Origin of the sequence: Marivita geojedonensis (assembly GCF_002115805.1) — a bacterium.
Taxonomy (GTDB): domain Bacteria; phylum Pseudomonadota; class Alphaproteobacteria; order Rhodobacterales; family Rhodobacteraceae; genus Marivita; species Marivita geojedonensis.
Genome location: NZ_JFKC01000015.1, coordinates 72,602 through 88,668, shown reverse-complemented (window position 1 = coordinate 88,668; position 16,067 = coordinate 72,602). Strand labels below are relative to the sequence as shown.

Below are 16,067 nucleotides of genomic sequence, written 5' to 3'. Positions count from 1 at the left end.
GAAAGCCACCGGTAGCCTCTGTACCAAAGGATGCAATCAGTTCGGCTTCTAGCTTCAATGCTTGTTCTTCAGACAGATCATCCGCCAGTTTAGTTGTTACAACCTCATATCCGGAATCCAGGATTTCCTTTATCCGACGTCCCTTGGCTGTGTCGTCTACGTTGATGGTGTGTTCCCACGCACGATTTCCGGTACCTTTGCCTATGTAAAAGGGAAGAACTGGATTTGAGCGCGGATCCTTGAGTGCGTAAACGTAATATGGAGCAGCCCTACGGTCCTTCCTCATTCCCCAGTCCTCACAGCTGTCCCAGAGGCCACCAGCATCACCATACTACCCGCAGCACTCAATTCCACATAGTCCAGATCAACGCCAACAACCGCATTGGCTCCAACCTCGTGCGCTTCCTTCTTGAGTTCGTACAAAACGGTGCGACGCGCATCTCTCATTGTCTTTTGAACCGCCTCGGACCTGCCACCTACGATGTCACGAACTCCAGCGAACAGGTCTTTGAATATGTTCATCCCAAATGCACACTCGGCTGTGATAACCTCAATACGTTGTGCGATTGGAAGATTTGGTGCGGTTTCTGTTGTGAGGACTATGGCTTCGATTTCGGCTTCACGTACGCTAATTCCCGGGTCCTGATCGCGTTCCCATTCGTCCTTGCATGCTTGGCAAGCAACTTTCCCGTCCTCTTCCCATGACGGCTCACGTGGCCATATTGTTCTGCCACAGTAGCTGCACTTGGTCATTTTTGGTCCTCTCAAGCTTGCATGTATTGGCAAAGCCCAGCGCCCTTGGCTCAACAGCAATCGCAAGCGTCAATTGGGCGCCACGCGGCTTCCACGCCTATATCCGAGGTAATGATTTGGTTGTATCAATAGTCATCGGGCATTTGAACGGTCGGGTTAGTTTCCTTCGCTATCTGCTTCCAATCCTCTCTTGTAAGCTGTTGTTCGATTGCTATGTCCGCAGGCAGCCATCCATCAGGCACCTTTTGAACCTCGCCACCGTTGTCGTAGTAGTAATAGTAGAACTGTCTTTGTAGGTCCTCGTACATACGCTTGAGGAGGCTTTCCTTTGCCAACTGACCACTAAGGTAGTGCTTCCTTGTGACTCCAACGGATGCTTGATTGTTAGCTACAGCAATGTCCTGTTCCGTGTACCCAATGAGGTTCATATGCTCTGAGAATGTTCGTCTCAGGTCGTGTATGTTCCAGTCCTCACGGAATTTCACCTGTCCCTTGAACTTCTCTAATGCAGTCCTCAGGCTAGCATCCGTGAAAGGGAACACCTTTGTATCATCTGGTTTCCTTGGTCCGATTAGGTCGCCAATAATCCCAACAATAGGGACAAAGTGAGCCTTCCTGTTTTTGGGGTCTAGGACATGGATCTTGTCGTCGTAGATATTGCCCCAAGTTAAGCCCAGAGCCTCGTTACGGCGTAAACCTGTCAGCATGTAGAACATCAGCAGGGAAGTAACCTTTGGCCTGTAGGTGAAGTGCCACTGCATAACCTCGTGGATTTCTCGGCCACTCAAGAAACGGGTCTTGCTCTCAACCGACACACGCAGGTCTTTGTCGCTGATAACGTCACATGGGTTTGGTCTTACGCTGTTGAAGGTGAGCACAGAGGACAGATTGCGAAATACCTTGTTTACATAGGCAGGTTTCTTCTGGTCCAGTAACTCAAGGTACTTTGCTTGCACCATCCCGCGTGTCAGTTGTTTGGTTGGTAGGTCTTTCCAGTCTTTGAGGCAGTTGTTGAACGTCTTGCGATAGTCAGCGAGTGTACTGGGAGCCAGCTTGTGCTTCTTGACTGCGAAGAACTCCTCATGTGCAGCGCCCAGTGTCTCGGGTAGGGCCTCTTCCTCATCTTGGCGAAAGCGTATGTCCATCCCGCTCTTGGCTTCTGACAGCAGCTTACGGGCTTCCTGACGTGCATCATCTAGGCTGACATGGTCCACGTTGCCGAGGTGCGTCCTAACGCCCTTGCCTGAGCCTTTCACACGGGTTTCCACGAAGTACGAGAACTTGCCCTTGGCCGACCCTTCGATACCAAAGCCGATCAGGTCAGTGTCTCGGATGAATTGTCTCTTGCCCGTCGCTTCCAGACCTGCGATTACACGCATCGTGATTTTGATTTGCATCGAATCCCCTGCGTTCTCTGGTAGGCGAATGGTAGGCAGGCATAGGGTACGGTAGGGGGTAGGCAGGCGCAAGATCGCTGAAAAAACCCTTTGTTTTCAAGGGGCCCAAGTGGCGGAATGGTAGACGCAGGGGATTCAAAATCCCCCGCCTTCACGGGCGTGTGAGTTCGAGTCTCACCTTGGGCACCACTTTACACGGTAAATTGCGGTGGATACGTCTGGGTGCGCTGCGTGCGCAGCGCGACAGGATTTTTGAAACTGCCCTCGTCCTTCTGTTCTGATGTCGCTACGTTCACTGGAATATGCGACAGAGGTGAGACGCAGACAGCGATGAGTGTTGGACGCAAGCTTTGTGCGTGCGATGGGGTATTGGCGTGACGGCAAAGGGTAGGGCATCACCGATGGGACGGTCTTCCTATGCCAAGCGTGCCACGCTGCATCCTATTCGATGGATGGAACAGTATGCCATCGATATTGCCCTCCATCCGGAAACCACACCGCATTTCCACGATTATCTGACCGTTCGCTGGGCTGCGCGCGTGCGGCCCGGGCTCAGGGTCAGTACGTTGCGAAGAGCCTTCGAAAAGCTTGTCAAACGCCACGAACCGCTGCGCCAGAGGTTTGTGGAAACCGATGACGGCTGGAAGGCCGAGATTCTCGATACGCATCCCGTCGGGCTGATCGTGGAAACACATGGCGCGCTGTCAGATCATGAACAGGTGTCGATCGTCACCGAACGGGTTCGGGAACCTCTCGATGCGCTGTCGGACGCGTTGTTCGAAATGCGGCTTCTGCGATTTGGCGACAGCTGTGATGTGGTCTTCATGCGGGCCAATCATGCGATCATCGACGGCTACAGCGCTGCCATGCTGGTTGAGGAACTGTTGAAGTATATTCTCAGTCTGCCGGTGACCGCGCCGGTCCTCAGCTATGGCGAATTCGTTGGACACCAGGTCCGAAAGGAACTGGAAAACGCAGAAGAAAAGGCCGCGTTCTGGCGTCGGATGCTGCTTCCGCCACCAACAGACCTGAATATCGGGAGAAAGGCGCGGGGTCTTGCTCCGATGAGCCCCGCAACTGTGCGTAAACCCCGTTCTCTTGACCGTGTTCTTGAGCCGGATGACACAGCGCGTATCGAGGAGCTCTCGAAACGCACAGGGGCGACCCCATTCGCAATTCTCCAGGCCGCGTTTTCAGAAACGCTGTGCACGTTGGGAGACGCGGACTCGGTCATGATCAATGGCATATATGGCCGAAATGATCCGGCTCTATCGACCTATGTTGGACCTGGGATCGAAATTGCGCCGCTGCGATACGACCGGGATGAGAGTGGATTGGAGACCTGCATCGCCCAGGTTGTGGAAAAACTGTCATCCGCCGCAAAGCATCTTCCAACGCGGGAATTGCATCCGGACGGGCAGATCATCAGGGCTTTTGAAGACGCGGGCGTCAAACATGATCGTTTTTGGGTACTTGCCCCGTTGCCGGTGGGCCGGATGCGCGCGTCGCCCTTTCGGAAGCTGTTCGAAAAAGTCCTGTCCGGTCCGCTCGAACTGGGGGCGGTTTCGATCGAACAGTTGGAAATTCCGAGCCTGGCGCCCACCGATGTGGAGATCGAATTCACGATCACCCCTGCGCCCGATGGTCCACGTGCAACCATCCACGCAGATGCGGCCGCGTATGGTGAGGACGAGTTGGGCATGATTGCTGATGGTGTCCGCGAGCAGTTGGCAAGAGCCGCCCCGCTCTAGCACTTCATATCGAGCAGGACGCCAAGGGACGGCAGGGGTGAAAGAAACCGATCAGACCTTTCCTTCTGCCCTTGGCAGGGTCGCCTTATGATGCAGCACTTTTTGCGGGACCGATCCGGTCTCGACTGCCCTGTGTGTCCAAGACCGTGTCTGGCGACAGGTTGAACGCCCTTATGGCATTCGAAGTCGCACCCGGACCACACGCGGCAAAGTGCGGCGAAGGTTTTTGCCCCTGCGGGCTTTTCCTTTCCTGTCCGCGTGATAGCTCAGGCGCATGGTTCTGACGGTTCAAGACGTGACGAAATCCTTTCCCGGTGCGGAGGGCGATGTCCCCGTGCTGCGGGGGGTGTCACTGTCGCTGGAGCGCGGGGAGACTTTGGCGCTGACCGGGGAGTCCGGGTCCGGCAAGAGCACGCTGCTGCACCTCATCGGTGGGCTGGACCGTGTCGACAGCGGCTCGATCACCGTCGGCGGGCGCGAGATCACCACGATGAACGACACTGACCGCGCAGCGTTGCGGCGGTCTGATGTCGGCGTGATCTTTCAACAGTTCAACCTGATCCCGTCACTGACCGTCGAGGCGAATATCGCGTTTCAGGCCCGTCTGGCAGGTGCGTTCGATGCGGATCAGGCGGCGAGACTGTCACAGGCACTGGGTCTGACCGAGCACCTGACGAAATACCCCGAAGCGCTCTCTGGCGGCCAGCAACAGCGGGTCGCCATTGCGCGCACGCTCACCGCGCGACCCAAGCTCGTGCTGGCGGATGAACCGACCGGAAACCTCGATGAGGCGACCGCGTCCGAGGTGCTGGGACAGATGCTGCGCCTCGTGCGTGAAACCGGCGCGGCGCTTTTGATGGTGACACACTCAAACAGCGTCGCCCGTCGCATGGAGCGCCATGTTCACCTGAGCCAGGGGCACGTGGTGTGATCTGGACGACCCTGACTGCGCTGCTGTCTCATTGGCGCAGCAACCTGTTGCAGTTTTTTGCAATGGTTGCTGGTCTGGCTCTGGCAACTGCGCTTTGGTCCGGCGTGCAGGCCATCAACGCCGAGGCGCGCGCCAGCTACGATGCCGCTGCGGCCACCTTGGGTGAAGGCCAGTTCGACCAGCTTTTGCCCCGCACTGGCGACCGGATTGACCAAGCCACCTATATCGCCCTGCGCCGCGCCGGGTGGCAGGTTTCGCCGGTCCTGGAAGGGCGGTTGCGTATAGAGGACGGCCGTGTGAGGTTGGTGGGCCTCGACCCGCTGACCGCACCCGGCACCATCGCCCCGGTGGGGATGCAGGAGGGGGCCGATCTTGACGATTTCCTGACCCGCGGCGTTCTTTTCGCCGCGCCGGATGTGGCTGAGGCTCTGACCGCTGTCTTTACGCAGCGCGTCATCACTGACCCGACAGTTGCGCCCGGAGTGGCGCTGATGGATATCGGGGTGGCGCAGACGCTGCTCGACGCGGAGGCCGAACTCAGCCGCCTGATTGTCGCGCCCACGCAGCCCATGGGACTGCCGGACCTTGCCGAAGTAGCACCAAACCTTGTCCGACAACCGGCACAGGATGCAGGCGCAGGTCGGCTCACGGACAGTTTTCACCTCAACCTGACGGCTTTTGGTCTGCTCAGCTTCGCGGTTGGGATCTTCATCGTTCACGGCACCATCAGCCTTGCCTTTGAGCAGCGGCGCAGCATGGTGCGCACAATCCGCGCTTTAGGAGTGCCGCTTAAGATTCTGATCGGGTTGATGATTTCCGAGCTGATCCTTTTCGCTTTGGTCGCTGGTGGGATCGGCGTTGCCCTGGGCTATGTCATCGCGGCCGTACTACTGCCGAACGTCGCCGCTACGCTCCAAGGACTGTACGGAGCCTCTGTTGCCGGCACTCTGCAACTGCGCCCCGAATGGTGGCTGTCGGGCCTCGCCATCGCCGTCCTTGGTACCGGTTTTGCCGCCTCTGGCGCGCTGTGGAAGATCGCGCAGATGCCGCTTCTGGCCAGCGCGCGTCCCCGGGCTTGGGCAGTGGCCTCGGGCGAAACCGCGCGACGGTTGGGAACCGTGGCGGTGCTGCTTTTTGCAGCCGGGATCGGCCTTGCGATCTGGGGGCAGGGGCTGACACTGGCCTTCGCGCTTTTGGCTTGTCTCTTGATCGGCGCGGCGCTGATCCTTCCGCTTCTTTTGCGCGGCGCTGTGACACTGGCCGACCGGCAGGCACGGTCTGCAATGTGGCAATGGTTTTGGGCCGATACCCGTCAACAGGTTCCGGGGATGAGCCTTGCGCTGATGGCGCTTCTGCTGGCGACAGCGGCAAATGTCGGGGTCTCTACAATGGTGTCCAGCTTTCGCGTGACCTTTGTCGATTTTCTGGACCAGCGGCTTGCCCCCGAACTGTTCATCCGCCTCGAAGACCCGGAGCAAAGCGCGGATGTCGAGGCGATCCTGCTGTCCGAGGCTCGGGAGGTTCTGCCACTCCTGTCGGTCGAGACCGACATTGCGACCGTGCCGACAGAACTGTTCGGCGTGCGCGTCGGGCCGACCTACCGTGAGAACTGGCTGTTCCTCGATGATGATGGCGACGTCTGGGACCGTGTCGAAACAGGGCGCGCGGTCGTGGTCAGCGAACAACTCGCCCGACGCGCCGGGCTATGGACCGGCGATGCGGTGACGGTGGCGCAAGGTCTGACTTTGCCCATCGCGGCCATCGTTGCAGATTACGGCAACCCGCTGGGGCAGGCGATCATTTCGGAGCCGCTCTTTCGTGGCCTGTATCCTGACACCGTACCCACATCCTTCGGCATTCGCACAGACGATCCAATGGAATTACGCGCCACCCTGACCGAGACATACGGGCTCCCCGAAACCGCCATCATCGACCAGTCTCGGATCAAGGCGTTTTCGCTCGGTGTGTTCGAACGCACCTTCACAGTGACCGGCGCGCTGAACGTCCTGACGCTTGCGGTCGCCGCTTTTGCCATCCTGATGAGTCTGTTGACCCTCGCATCGATCCGCGTGCCGCAACTGGCTCCGGCGTGGGCGCTCGGTTTGACGCGGCGCAGATTGGGGCAATTGGAACTGCTTCGCGCCGTGGTGCTGGCACTGGTGACTACCGTGTTGTCGATTCCGCTTGGGCTGGGGTTGGCCTGGGTGCTGCTCTCTTATGTGAACGTAGAGGCCTTTGGCTGGAAACTGCCGCTCTACCTCTTCCCCGGTCACTACGCGCTGCTCACACTCTTCGCACTGCTCGCCGCTGCTTTGGCGGCGCTTTGGCCCGCGTTGAGATTGGCCCGAACCCCGCCTTCGGATTTGCTCAAGGTGTTTGCCAATGATCGTTAGGATGTTGGTCATATTGCTCTGGCTCCCGCTGCAAGCGGCGGCCCAAGGCTTTGCCGGTCTCGGCTCCGATGCAGACGGCTTTGCCGTGCCGACACCGGACCCGGTGTTCGACTTCCCGCAGGACCACGGCGCACATCCCGACTACCGTATCGAATGGTGGTATCTGACCGCCAACCTCACCGGCCCGGATGGCACCGCTTACGGCGTGCAATGGACGCTCTTCCGCTCCGCGCTGGCCCCCGAGACCCGCGAGGGCTGGTCCGATCCTCAGGTCTGGTTCGCCCATGCCGCTGTCACCACTCCCGAAGAGCATTTCGTCACCGAACGCGTGGCGCGTGGCGGGGTCGGGCAGGCGGGTGTGTCCGTGCAACCGTTTGAGGCATGGATCGACGATTGGCAGATGGCCGGGCCGTCCTTTGACGCGCTGACCCTCACCGCGCGGGGAGGTGACTTTGCCTATGACCTGACCCTTCAGGCCACCGGTCCTCTGGTCTTTCACGGCGAAAACGGGTTCTCGGTAAAATCCGCTCAGGGTCAAGCAAGCTATTACTACTCGCAACCCTTCTACGAGGTCGCGGGCACCCTGACCCTGCCGCAAGGCGAGATTCCTGTGACGGGTTCGGCGTGGTTGGACCGGGAATGGTCCTCTCAGCCTTTGGCAGAAACCCAATCCGGCTGGGATTGGTTCTCGCTGTCCTTCGACACCGGCGACAAGCTCATGGGCTTTCTGCTCCGCGAAGATGACGGCGCGTCCTTCTCCTCGGCCACCTGGATTGCTGCGGACGGCACCACCACGGCCTATCCGAATGGCGCGTTCACCGCCCAGCCGCGCGACTGGTCCGAGGTCGCGGGCCGGGAGGTGCCAACGGAATGGGCGGTACAACTCCCCGACAAAGGCATCGACGTGACCGTGACCGCGCTCAATCCAAATGCGTGGATGGCGGTGTCGATCCCGTACTGGGAGGGGCCAGTGACCGTCGAAGGCTCGCACACCGGGCATGGCTATCTGGAGATGACGGGCTATGAGTGACCCCAACGACCTTGCCGCTTTCCTCGACCTCGGATGGCAACGCCTGACGCGCGGTGTGGCTGACAGACGTGCTGCGGCCCGACATCCGGTCTTTGCCACCGTCTCGCCCGATGGCCTGCCCGAGGCGCGGACTGTGGTCCTGCGGGCCGCCAGCCGAAGCACCGGTTCGGTCGAAGTGCATACCGATGGCGGGTCGGACAAGATCACGTCCCTTCGCGCCAATCCGCACGCGCAGCTGATGATCTGGGACGAAAAAGCAAAGCTTCAGATTCGGTTGTCCACAACCGTAACGGTGCATCAGGGGCCGGAGGTGGCGGATAAATGGCAGACCGTTCCCGATGGGTCGCGCATGGCCTATGGCGCATCGCCAAAGCCCGGAACCCCAATTCCAAATGCCCACGCCTACGAAAAGCTGGCAAGCCGCGACTGGTTCACCGTTCTGTCCTGCAGGATTGATAAAATCGAGTTGATGCAACTGGTTGAACCGCACAGACGGGCCGTATTTCAGGCATCCGATGCGTGGCAGGGAGAATGGCGCGTTCCCTGACGCTACGTCTGTCAAACGGTGTCAAATTTTTCCGGACATATTGTGAAGTTTTTGTCTTGATCTGCAGCAATTCTTGACTAAGGTGCCCGCTACCGACGAAAGTCGCAGCAGTTTTACAGCCGATTGCGCCCGAAAGAGGCAGCAATCGAAAGAAATGGGACGGTAGGGGAGAGCCGTCCCATTTTTTTGTCCGCACACTTATCCACAGTTACCTGTCAGGATTGTTCGCCCGCCAAAGTGTCCATGCGTCGGGTGTGTCGAGATCGGTAAGCGCGTTTTCGTGGGGCAACGGAACGCGGATGAGCCGTGTGCGATTTTCCCGAAGAATGGACCGTGCACCTGCGTCGCCGCTCAGGGTCTTGAACTGCGCGATGAGGTCCGTAGGAAAAATGACAGGGTGCCCCGGAGTTCCGTCGGCCCCTGTCGCCTGCACAAGAAACTCGCCGCTGGCATCCGTGAAAGCCTGAATGACATGCCGCAGATCGTCCTCAGTCAGATCGGGCATGTCAGCGGGCAGGATCATCACGCCCTCGGCGTCCGACGACACGGCCTCCGCCGCCCGTCGAAGGGATGCGGACATTCCGTCATCGGCATCGGGCACCATGATCTGAGTGACCGGCAACCCCTCCAGAACTGCACAGCGTGGAGAGGTCGGGTCGGGCAGGGTGACGATCACATCATCGCTCACCGCCAGCGCGCGCTGAGCGAACCCGCGCAGCAGGGGCTGTCCGTCCACTGGTTCAAGCAACTTGTCTCGGTCACCCATCCGGCGACTGGCCCCGGCGGCGGGAATCACGAGCGTTATCTGGGTCATACTCCCAGTCTAACCGCGCATCTGTGCCCCGTCAGCGTCGTAAAGCGGGGTGGTGATGAGCGTGGCATCGCACATTTCGCCCAGGATTTCGATCTGCGCCCTTTGGCCCTCTGTGGCGTGGCTGCGCGGAATGAGGCCAAGCGCAATGGACTTGCCGGCATGGTGGGAATAGCCGCCAGAGGTGCAGAAGCCCTGTACCGTGCCGTCGATCCAGATCGGCTCATAGGCATTCATATCGGCGTCGTTCACAGTCACCTCAAACGCGCAGAGCACCCGGTCGGGCGGGTTGGCGCGCTCGGTCTCGGCGGCGGCCCGACCGATGAAATCGGCGTTTTTCGACCACGCGATGAAGCGGTCCATACCGGTTTCGCCGGGGGTGTAGTCGGGCGAAAACTCCGACAGCCAGGACCCGAAGAACTTGTCCAGCCGCAGCGACATCATCGCCCGCATACCGAAGGGCTTCATCCCGTGGTCCTGTCCGGCGGTCCAAAGCGTGTTCCACAACTGCCGCTGCGCTACCGGTTCGCAATAGATCTCGTAGCCCAGACCAGCAGTATAGCTGACCCGCTGCACAAGGCAGGGTGTCATTCCGATTGTCATCGCGCGCACATCCATGAACTTCAGATCCGTTGCATCGCGTGTGACAGCCTCCAGCACCGTGCGGGCATTCGGCCCGGCGATCTGGAACCCGGTCAGCGCGTCGGAGACATTGCGCACCGTGACCCCTTCTGCCGCGTTCTGCTCGAACCAGCGCATGTGGTAGGCCTGCGCGCCATAGCTGGCGGTCAGTTGAAAATGCGTGTCCGACAGGCACGAGATGGTGAAATCCCCGATCAACCGCCCCTTGTGCGACAGCATCGGCGTCAGCGACAACCGCCCCGGTTTCGGCACCCGACCCGCCATCACGCGGTCGAGCCAGTCGCGCGCGTTCGGCCCTGTCACTTCGTACTTGCCGAAGTTCTGAACCTCATTGATTCCAACAGCTTCGCGAACGGCCTTCACCTCGCGCGCCGTGGCCTCCCACGCATTTGAACGGCGGAAAGACGGGGTTTCGTACCGCGCCTCGTCGCCTTCGGCGAAGTAGTTGACCACCTCAAGCCCGAACTGCGCGCCCCAGACAGCGCCCATGTTGTCAAAGATGTCATACATCATCGTCGTGCGATTGGGACGGGCGGCGGGCAACTCCTCGTTCGGGTAGCTGACGGAAAAGCGTTTTTGATAATTCTCGATCACCTTTGGCAGCGTGTAGCCGGGGCTGATCCAATCCCCGAACCGCGCCACATCCATCGCCGACACATCGCGCTCACATTCGCCTTCGATCATCCACTGCGCCAGCATCAGACCGACCCCGCCGCCCTGGCTGAACCCGGCCATGACACCGCAGGCCGACCAGTAGTTGCGCAGGCCCGGGACCGGTCCGACCAGCGGGTTCCCGTCGGGGGCAAAGGTGAACGGCCCGTGGATCACGGTTTTTACGCCCGCGCGTTCCAGCACCGGGAAACGTTTGTACGCGAATGCGATGCTGTCCTCGATCTTGTCGAAATCATCCGGCAGCAGCTCATGTCCGAAGGTCCAAGGCGTGCCATCGACAGCCCAAGGGCGGCAGGGCTGTTCGTAGAACCCGATGCACAACCCGCGCCCTTCCTGCCGCAGATAGGACTCGCCCGCCGGGTCCATGACATGCGGGTGTTCGCTGTCGCGTTCGTAAATCTCGGCGATCTCGTCCGTGACGATGTACTGATGCTCCATGGGATGCAGCGGTAGGTAGACCCCCGCCATCGCGCCCACTTCGCGCGCCCAGAGACCGCCCGCATTGACCACATGTTCGGCAATGATCGTGCCTTTGTCGGTCACCACATTCCACGTCCCATCCGGGCGTTGCGTGGTCTCCTGCACCATCACATGGGTTTCAATCGTTGCCCCACCCATCCGCGCCGCTTTGGCATAGGCATGGGTTGTGCCCGAAGGATCAAGGTGCCCGTCCAGCGGATCGTAGAGAGCACCCAGAATACCATCCAGATTGGTGATCGGCGCGATCCTGGCGATCTCCTCGGGACCGACGATCTGTGTATCCAGCCCCATGTAACGGTGCTTGGCCCGCTCGGCGAGCAGCATGTCGAACCGGTCCCGGTTGTCGGCCAGCGTGATGCCGCCCACATGGTGCAACCCGCAGGACATGCCGGTGATCTCTTCCAGTTCCTTGTAAAGCCGGATCGTGTAACCCTGAAGCGCGGCCATGTTGGTGTCGCCGTTGAGCGTGTGAAACCCACCCGCCGCGTGCCATGTGCTGCCCGAGGTCAGTTCGGAACGCTCTACCAGCATCACGTCCGACCAGCCCAGTTTGGTCAGGTGATAGAGCACAGACACGCCCACAACCCCGCCGCCAATCACCACCACACGCGCCTGCGTCTTCATCCGAACTCTCCCTGATCTGTCACTCCGACCATGTGGCGGGCTTTCTCGTTGCGTCCTGCCGGAAAACGACACGCAGTGTCGGCTTGTGGCAACCGCTTGCGACGCCTCCACGAAAGGGTGGGCCGACAATGGATGGAGTCGCTTACGATGAAAACCCACGCCCAAGCTGTCGTCATCGGAGGCGGCGTTATCGGCTGCTCGATTTTATACCATCTGGTAAAATTAGGCTGGACCGATGTCGTGTTGCTCGAACGCGATGAATTGACCAGCGGCTCCACCTGGCACGCGGCGGCGAATATTCACGGATTGCATGACAGCACGAATATCAGCCGGATTCAGCACTACACGATGACGCTGTATAACCAGCTGGAAGCTGAAACCGGCCAGAGTTGCGGAGTGTTCCAGCCCGGTTCGCTCTACCTTGCACAGACCGAAGCCCGCGAACACCAACTGCGCCTGCAGGCGGCAAAAGCGAAGCTCTACGGCATGAAATTTCACGAGGTCAGCCGCGCGGAAGCCGAGGCCCTGCATCCACTCGTCAATTTCGACGGCATCCGCTGCATCATGTACGAACCCGATGGTGGGAATGTGGACCCGTCCGGTGTGACGGCCGCCTATGCGGCGGGCGCGCGTCAGAAAGGGGCCGAGATTCATCGGTTCACACCTGTAACGGCGACCGAGCAGCAATCTGACGGTTCATGGATCGTGCGCACGCCAAAAGGCGATATCCACACTCAATGGGTGGTCAATGCCGCCGGTCTCTGGGGCCGCGAAGTCGCCGCGCTGGCAGGGATCAAACTTCCGCTGCTGCCCACGGAACACCAGTATTTCGTGACCGAAACCATCGCCGAGATCGAAGCGATGGACCGCCGTCTGCCCTCGGTCGCTGACCGGGACGGCGAATACTATCTCCGCCAGGAGGGCAAGGGTCTGCTGGTGGGGGCCTATGAAAAGGACGTCCGGTTCTGGGCCGAAGACGGAACCCCGCAAGGGTTCGGACATGAACTGTTTGCCGACGATCTGGAACGGATCGAAGACAACATGATGCGCGCCATTGACCGCGTGCCTGCCGTTGGGGAGGCCGGGATCAAACGGGTGATCAACGGACCGATGATCTGGTCCCCGGACAGCAACGTGTTGTTGGGTCCGGTACCCGAGAAACAGGGCTATTTCTGCTGCAACGGGATTATCCCGGGTTTCTCCCAATCCGGCGGTATGGGCCTGATGGTTGCGCAATGGATCATCGAAGGCGAAATGCAGTACGACATGTTCGCCTGGGACGTGGCACGGTTCGGCGATTGGGCCGACGCGAAATTCACCAAGGCACGCGTGGGCGACCAGTACGCGCATCGTTTCAAGATCCATTTCCCGAACGAGGAACGCGCGGCGGGCCGCCCGGTGCGGACCCGGCCTGTCTATGAGATGCAAAAAGAAATGGGTGCGGTGTTCGGCCTGAACTACGGCTGGGAGCACCCGCTCTACTTCTCGAAAGACGTACCCGACAGCGCTGGCTTCACCCGTCAGCCCTGGTGGGATGTGGTGGGGCAGGAGGCCCGCACCCTTAGGGACAAAGCCGGGATCATCGACATCTCAAACTTTGCCAAGTACCGCGTGAGCGGGCCCGGGGCAGAAGACTGGCTGAACGCTGTTTTCGCCAACCGCATTCCCCGAGAGGTGGGACGGTCCTGTCTGACGCCGCTCATTGGCAAGCGCGGGGGCATCGCGGGGGATGCGACGGTCACACGACTGGCAGAGGACGAGTTCTGGATTATCAGCTCCGGTATGGCCGAGCGATACCAGAAACGCTTTTACGACGCGGTACCGCTGCCCGAGGGCACTGTCTTCGAAAGCCTGACCAACACATGGTGCGGCTTCAATGTGGCGGGGCCGAAATCACGTGAACTGATACAGCGTCTGACCAACACCTCGCTCGACTCTCCGGAGTGGCCCTTCATGCGCTCAAAACGCATCGAGATCGCCGGGGTGGAGGTGACGGCCCTGCGCGTGTCCTTCACCGGCGATCTGGGCTGGGAACTGCATTGCCGGGCCGAAGATCAGATGGCGCTCTATACCGCGCTGCTTGAAACAGGCGCGCAGCTTGGCGCTGTTCCCGTGGGCAGTCGCGCGCTGATGAGCCTCCGCATGGAAAAGGGCTACGGGTCATGGGGCCGCGAATACAGCCCCGAATACTGGCCACAGGAATGCGGCCTTGAGCGTCTCTGCCGGACCGACAAATCCTACCTGAACCGTGACGCGGCCGAGGCCAATATGGCAAAACATGCGCGCGAGACGCTGGTTCTGCTGGCGCTTGATGCCAAGGATACCGACGCTTCGAACGCCGATGCCACCGGTGGCGAACCGATTTTCAAGGATGGAGTCGGCATCGGACGTGTCAGTTCGGGAGCCTATGGCTACCATGTCGGTCAATCCTTGGCACTGGCCTATGTCAAAAACGCCGCGGCGGGTGATGAGGTCGAGGTGATGGTCCTTGGCCGTACGCATCGTGCAACGATCCTCGAACATCCCCCGTTCGATCCGGCGGGCACTCGGCTCCGCGCCTGATCCTCTCTGGTGTGGGAGGGGCGGTCGAGGTCGTGCGGTTCCGTTGACGGAACCGCCAAAACGCGTTGGCGCGTTTTGATTGCCCGTGATTATTCCGCCGCCAAGGGTCGGATCTTGAGAGCCGTGATGCGGTTGTTTTCGCGTGCGACGACTTCGAAGCGGAATCCATGGAAGCTGAAGCACTGGCCGATGGTCGGAATCATCTGCGCCTCGTGGATCACCAGCCCGGCCACGGTGTTGGCCTCGTCATCGGGCAGCGACCAGTCGAGAGCCCGATTGAGGTCGCGGATCGTCATGGCGCCATCAATCCAGTAGTTACCGTCTTCACCGCGTTTTACCGGGTGATCGGCGTCGGGATCGAACTCGTCGGTGATCTCACCGACAATCTCTTCCAGAATGTCCTCAAGTGTGATCAGGCCCTGAAGCGCGCCGTATTCGTCGACCACCAGAGCAAAATGCGTGCGGCGGCGCAGGAACTGGCGCATCTGGTCATCGAGCGACGTGCTGTCCGGGATGAAGTAGGGCTTCATCGCCACATCAGCGAAGCGGAACTGGCTCATGGATTCGGCAGGTTTGTCGCTTTCCTGCATGAATTGGTACATCGCGCGGAACAGGTCCTTGGCGTGAACGACACCGATGATGTTCTCGGGATCGCCGCGGAACACGGGCAAACGGGTGTGGTTCGATTCGAGACACTGGCGCAGGATGTCCTGCGGGTCATTGTCTGCATCGATCATCTCGATCCCGGAGCGGTGGAGCATGATCTCTTCAACGGTCCGTTCGCTCAGGTCGAGTGCGCCGAGGATGCGGTCGCGGTCCTCTTTCTCGACCACGCCTTCGGAATGGCCCAGTTGCAGGGCGCCGGCAATTTCCTCGCGCACGGCCAGAATATGGCTGTCGGGGTCGGTCTTGACGCCGAACAGGCTCAGCACACCGCGCACCAGCATCCGAACCGCGCCGACGATGGGAGAGAACACGGTGATCACCAGCGCGATCACTGGTGACACACGGCTTGCCGCCGTTTCGGCATTGGTGATGGCGTAGGTTTTGGGCAGCACCTCTGCAAAGACGAGCACGAGCACGGTCATCACAAGCGTCGCAAGCGCCACGCCGGATTCACCGAATGCACGGGTGAACAGGGCGGTGGCGAGCGATGTGGCCAGGATGTTGACGAGGTTGTTGCCCAGGAGGACCGAGCCGATCAGCCGTTCATTGTCTTCCGTGATGCGCAGCGCGCGGGAGGCTCCGGAATTGCCCTTGTCCGACATTGACCGCAGTTTGCCGCGCGATGCAGCGGTCAGCGCGGTTTCGGACCCGCTGAAGAAGGCAGAGAGCACAAGAAGGCCAAGGATAGCGGCGGCGGTGATCCAGAATGCGGCATCTGCCGCCGAAGATGCGGGTTCCATCGGGTCCAACAGGTCAAAAATCTTTGAGTGGTTATGGGGGCAGGCGGCTGTGCGTTCAAGGGGCGGGT

At 60.1% G+C, this 16,067-nt stretch carries 12 protein-coding genes and 1 tRNA gene; 7 read left to right on the top strand and 6 right to left on the bottom strand.

Annotation, left to right across the window (positions count from 1 at the left end):
* The 3 genes from MGEO_RS14390 to MGEO_RS14380 form a co-directional block, all read right to left on the bottom strand.
* The coding region (locus tag MGEO_RS14390) for a GIY-YIG nuclease family protein (protein WP_143746277.1) at positions 1 to 286 on the bottom strand (286 nt) is incomplete at its 3' end.
* Positions 283 to 753 carry a YbjQ family protein gene (locus MGEO_RS14385; RefSeq protein ID WP_085639160.1) on the bottom strand — a complete coding sequence of 157 codons (471 nt, stop codon included), beginning with the start codon at positions 751 to 753 and terminating at the stop codon, positions 283 to 285. The genes MGEO_RS14385 and MGEO_RS14390, both read right to left, overlap by 4 nt.
* 125 nt (positions 754 to 878) lie before the next feature.
* Positions 879 to 2,150: a tyrosine-type recombinase/integrase gene (locus tag MGEO_RS14380; protein WP_085639158.1), complete on the bottom strand. Its 1,272-nt coding sequence runs from the start codon at positions 2,148 to 2,150 to the stop codon at positions 879 to 881.
* 103 nt (positions 2,151 to 2,253) lie between these two features.
* Here MGEO_RS14380 and MGEO_RS14375 point away from each other — a divergent pair.
* From MGEO_RS14375 to MGEO_RS14350, 6 genes are all read left to right on the top strand, one after another.
* A tRNA-Leu gene (locus tag MGEO_RS14375) sits at positions 2,254 to 2,339 on the top strand.
* A 212-nt stretch (positions 2,340 to 2,551) separates the two neighbouring features.
* The gene (locus MGEO_RS14370; RefSeq protein ID WP_085639155.1) at positions 2,552 to 3,901 is read left to right on the top strand and encodes a condensation domain-containing protein; all 1,350 of its coding nucleotides are present in this window, start codon (positions 2,552 to 2,554) and stop codon (positions 3,899 to 3,901) included.
* Between the two features lie 274 nt (positions 3,902 to 4,175).
* Positions 4,176 to 4,832 (top strand): ABC transporter ATP-binding protein, encoded by a 657-nt coding sequence (locus tag MGEO_RS14365; RefSeq protein WP_085639152.1) that lies wholly within the window; start codon positions 4,176 to 4,178, stop codon positions 4,830 to 4,832.
* Positions 4,829 to 7,225, top strand: coding sequence for an FtsX-like permease family protein (locus MGEO_RS14360; RefSeq protein WP_408607521.1), 2,397 nt, complete (start codon positions 4,829 to 4,831; stop codon positions 7,223 to 7,225). Before MGEO_RS14365 ends, MGEO_RS14360 begins: the two co-directional genes overlap by 4 nt.
* Positions 7,215 to 8,255, top strand: a complete 1,041-nt coding sequence (locus MGEO_RS14355) for a lipocalin-like domain-containing protein (protein WP_085639149.1) — start codon at positions 7,215 to 7,217, stop codon at positions 8,253 to 8,255. The genes MGEO_RS14360 and MGEO_RS14355 overlap by 11 nt, the downstream gene beginning before the upstream one ends.
* On the top strand, positions 8,248 to 8,802 hold the full coding sequence (locus MGEO_RS14350; RefSeq protein WP_085639146.1) for a pyridoxamine 5'-phosphate oxidase family protein: 555 nt from the start codon (positions 8,248 to 8,250) through the stop codon (positions 8,800 to 8,802). Before MGEO_RS14355 ends, MGEO_RS14350 begins: the two co-directional genes overlap by 8 nt.
* A 208-nt stretch (positions 8,803 to 9,010) precedes the next feature.
* On the opposite strand, the gene MGEO_RS14345 is transcribed toward MGEO_RS14350, so the two are convergent.
* Positions 9,011 to 9,616 carry a nucleotidyltransferase family protein gene (locus tag MGEO_RS14345; protein WP_085639143.1) on the bottom strand — a complete coding sequence of 202 codons (606 nt, stop codon included), beginning with the start codon at positions 9,614 to 9,616 and terminating at the stop codon, positions 9,011 to 9,013.
* 9 nt (positions 9,617 to 9,625) lie between these two features.
* On the bottom strand, positions 9,626 to 12,031 hold the full coding sequence (locus MGEO_RS14340; RefSeq protein WP_085639140.1) for a GcvT family protein: 2,406 nt from the start codon (positions 12,029 to 12,031) through the stop codon (positions 9,626 to 9,628).
* A gap of 147 nt (positions 12,032 to 12,178) precedes the next feature.
* Here MGEO_RS14340 and MGEO_RS14335 point away from each other — a divergent pair, with 147 nt between their 5' ends.
* Positions 12,179 to 14,593, top strand: a complete 2,415-nt coding sequence (locus MGEO_RS14335; RefSeq protein WP_085639177.1) for a GcvT family protein — start codon at positions 12,179 to 12,181, stop codon at positions 14,591 to 14,593.
* A gap of 89 nt (positions 14,594 to 14,682) precedes the next feature.
* On the opposite strand, the gene MGEO_RS14330 is transcribed toward MGEO_RS14335, so the two are convergent.
* On the bottom strand, positions 14,683 to 15,999 hold the full coding sequence (locus tag MGEO_RS14330) for an HlyC/CorC family transporter (RefSeq protein ID WP_085639137.1): 1,317 nt from the start codon (positions 15,997 to 15,999) through the stop codon (positions 14,683 to 14,685).
* Positions 16,000 to 16,067 lie beyond the last annotated feature (68 nt).

Excerpts from the sequence above, each read along its gene's own strand:
- MGEO_RS14385 (WP_085639160.1), bottom strand. The coding sequence starts at position 753 with ATGACCAAGTGCAGCTACTGTGGCAGAACAATATGGCCACGTGAGCCG.
- MGEO_RS14380 (WP_085639158.1), bottom strand. The coding sequence starts at position 2,150 with ATGCAAATCAAAATCACGATGCGTGTAATCGCAGGTCTGGAAGCGACG.
- MGEO_RS14370 (WP_085639155.1), top strand. The coding sequence starts at position 2,552 with ATGGGACGGTCTTCCTATGCCAAGCGTGCCACGCTGCATCCTATTCGA.
- MGEO_RS14365 (WP_085639152.1), top strand. The coding sequence starts at position 4,176 with ATGGTTCTGACGGTTCAAGACGTGACGAAATCCTTTCCCGGTGCGGAG.
- MGEO_RS14355 (WP_085639149.1), top strand. The coding sequence starts at position 7,215 with ATGATCGTTAGGATGTTGGTCATATTGCTCTGGCTCCCGCTGCAAGCG.
- MGEO_RS14350 (WP_085639146.1), top strand. The coding sequence starts at position 8,248 with ATGAGTGACCCCAACGACCTTGCCGCTTTCCTCGACCTCGGATGGCAA.
- MGEO_RS14345 (WP_085639143.1), bottom strand. The coding sequence starts at position 9,616 with ATGACCCAGATAACGCTCGTGATTCCCGCCGCCGGGGCCAGTCGCCGG.
- MGEO_RS14340 (WP_085639140.1), bottom strand. The coding sequence starts at position 12,031 with ATGAAGACGCAGGCGCGTGTGGTGGTGATTGGCGGCGGGGTTGTGGGC.
- MGEO_RS14335 (WP_085639177.1), top strand. The coding sequence starts at position 12,179 with ATGAAAACCCACGCCCAAGCTGTCGTCATCGGAGGCGGCGTTATCGGC.
- MGEO_RS14330 (WP_085639137.1), bottom strand. The coding sequence starts at position 15,999 with ATGGAACCCGCATCTTCGGCGGCAGATGCCGCATTCTGGATCACCGCC.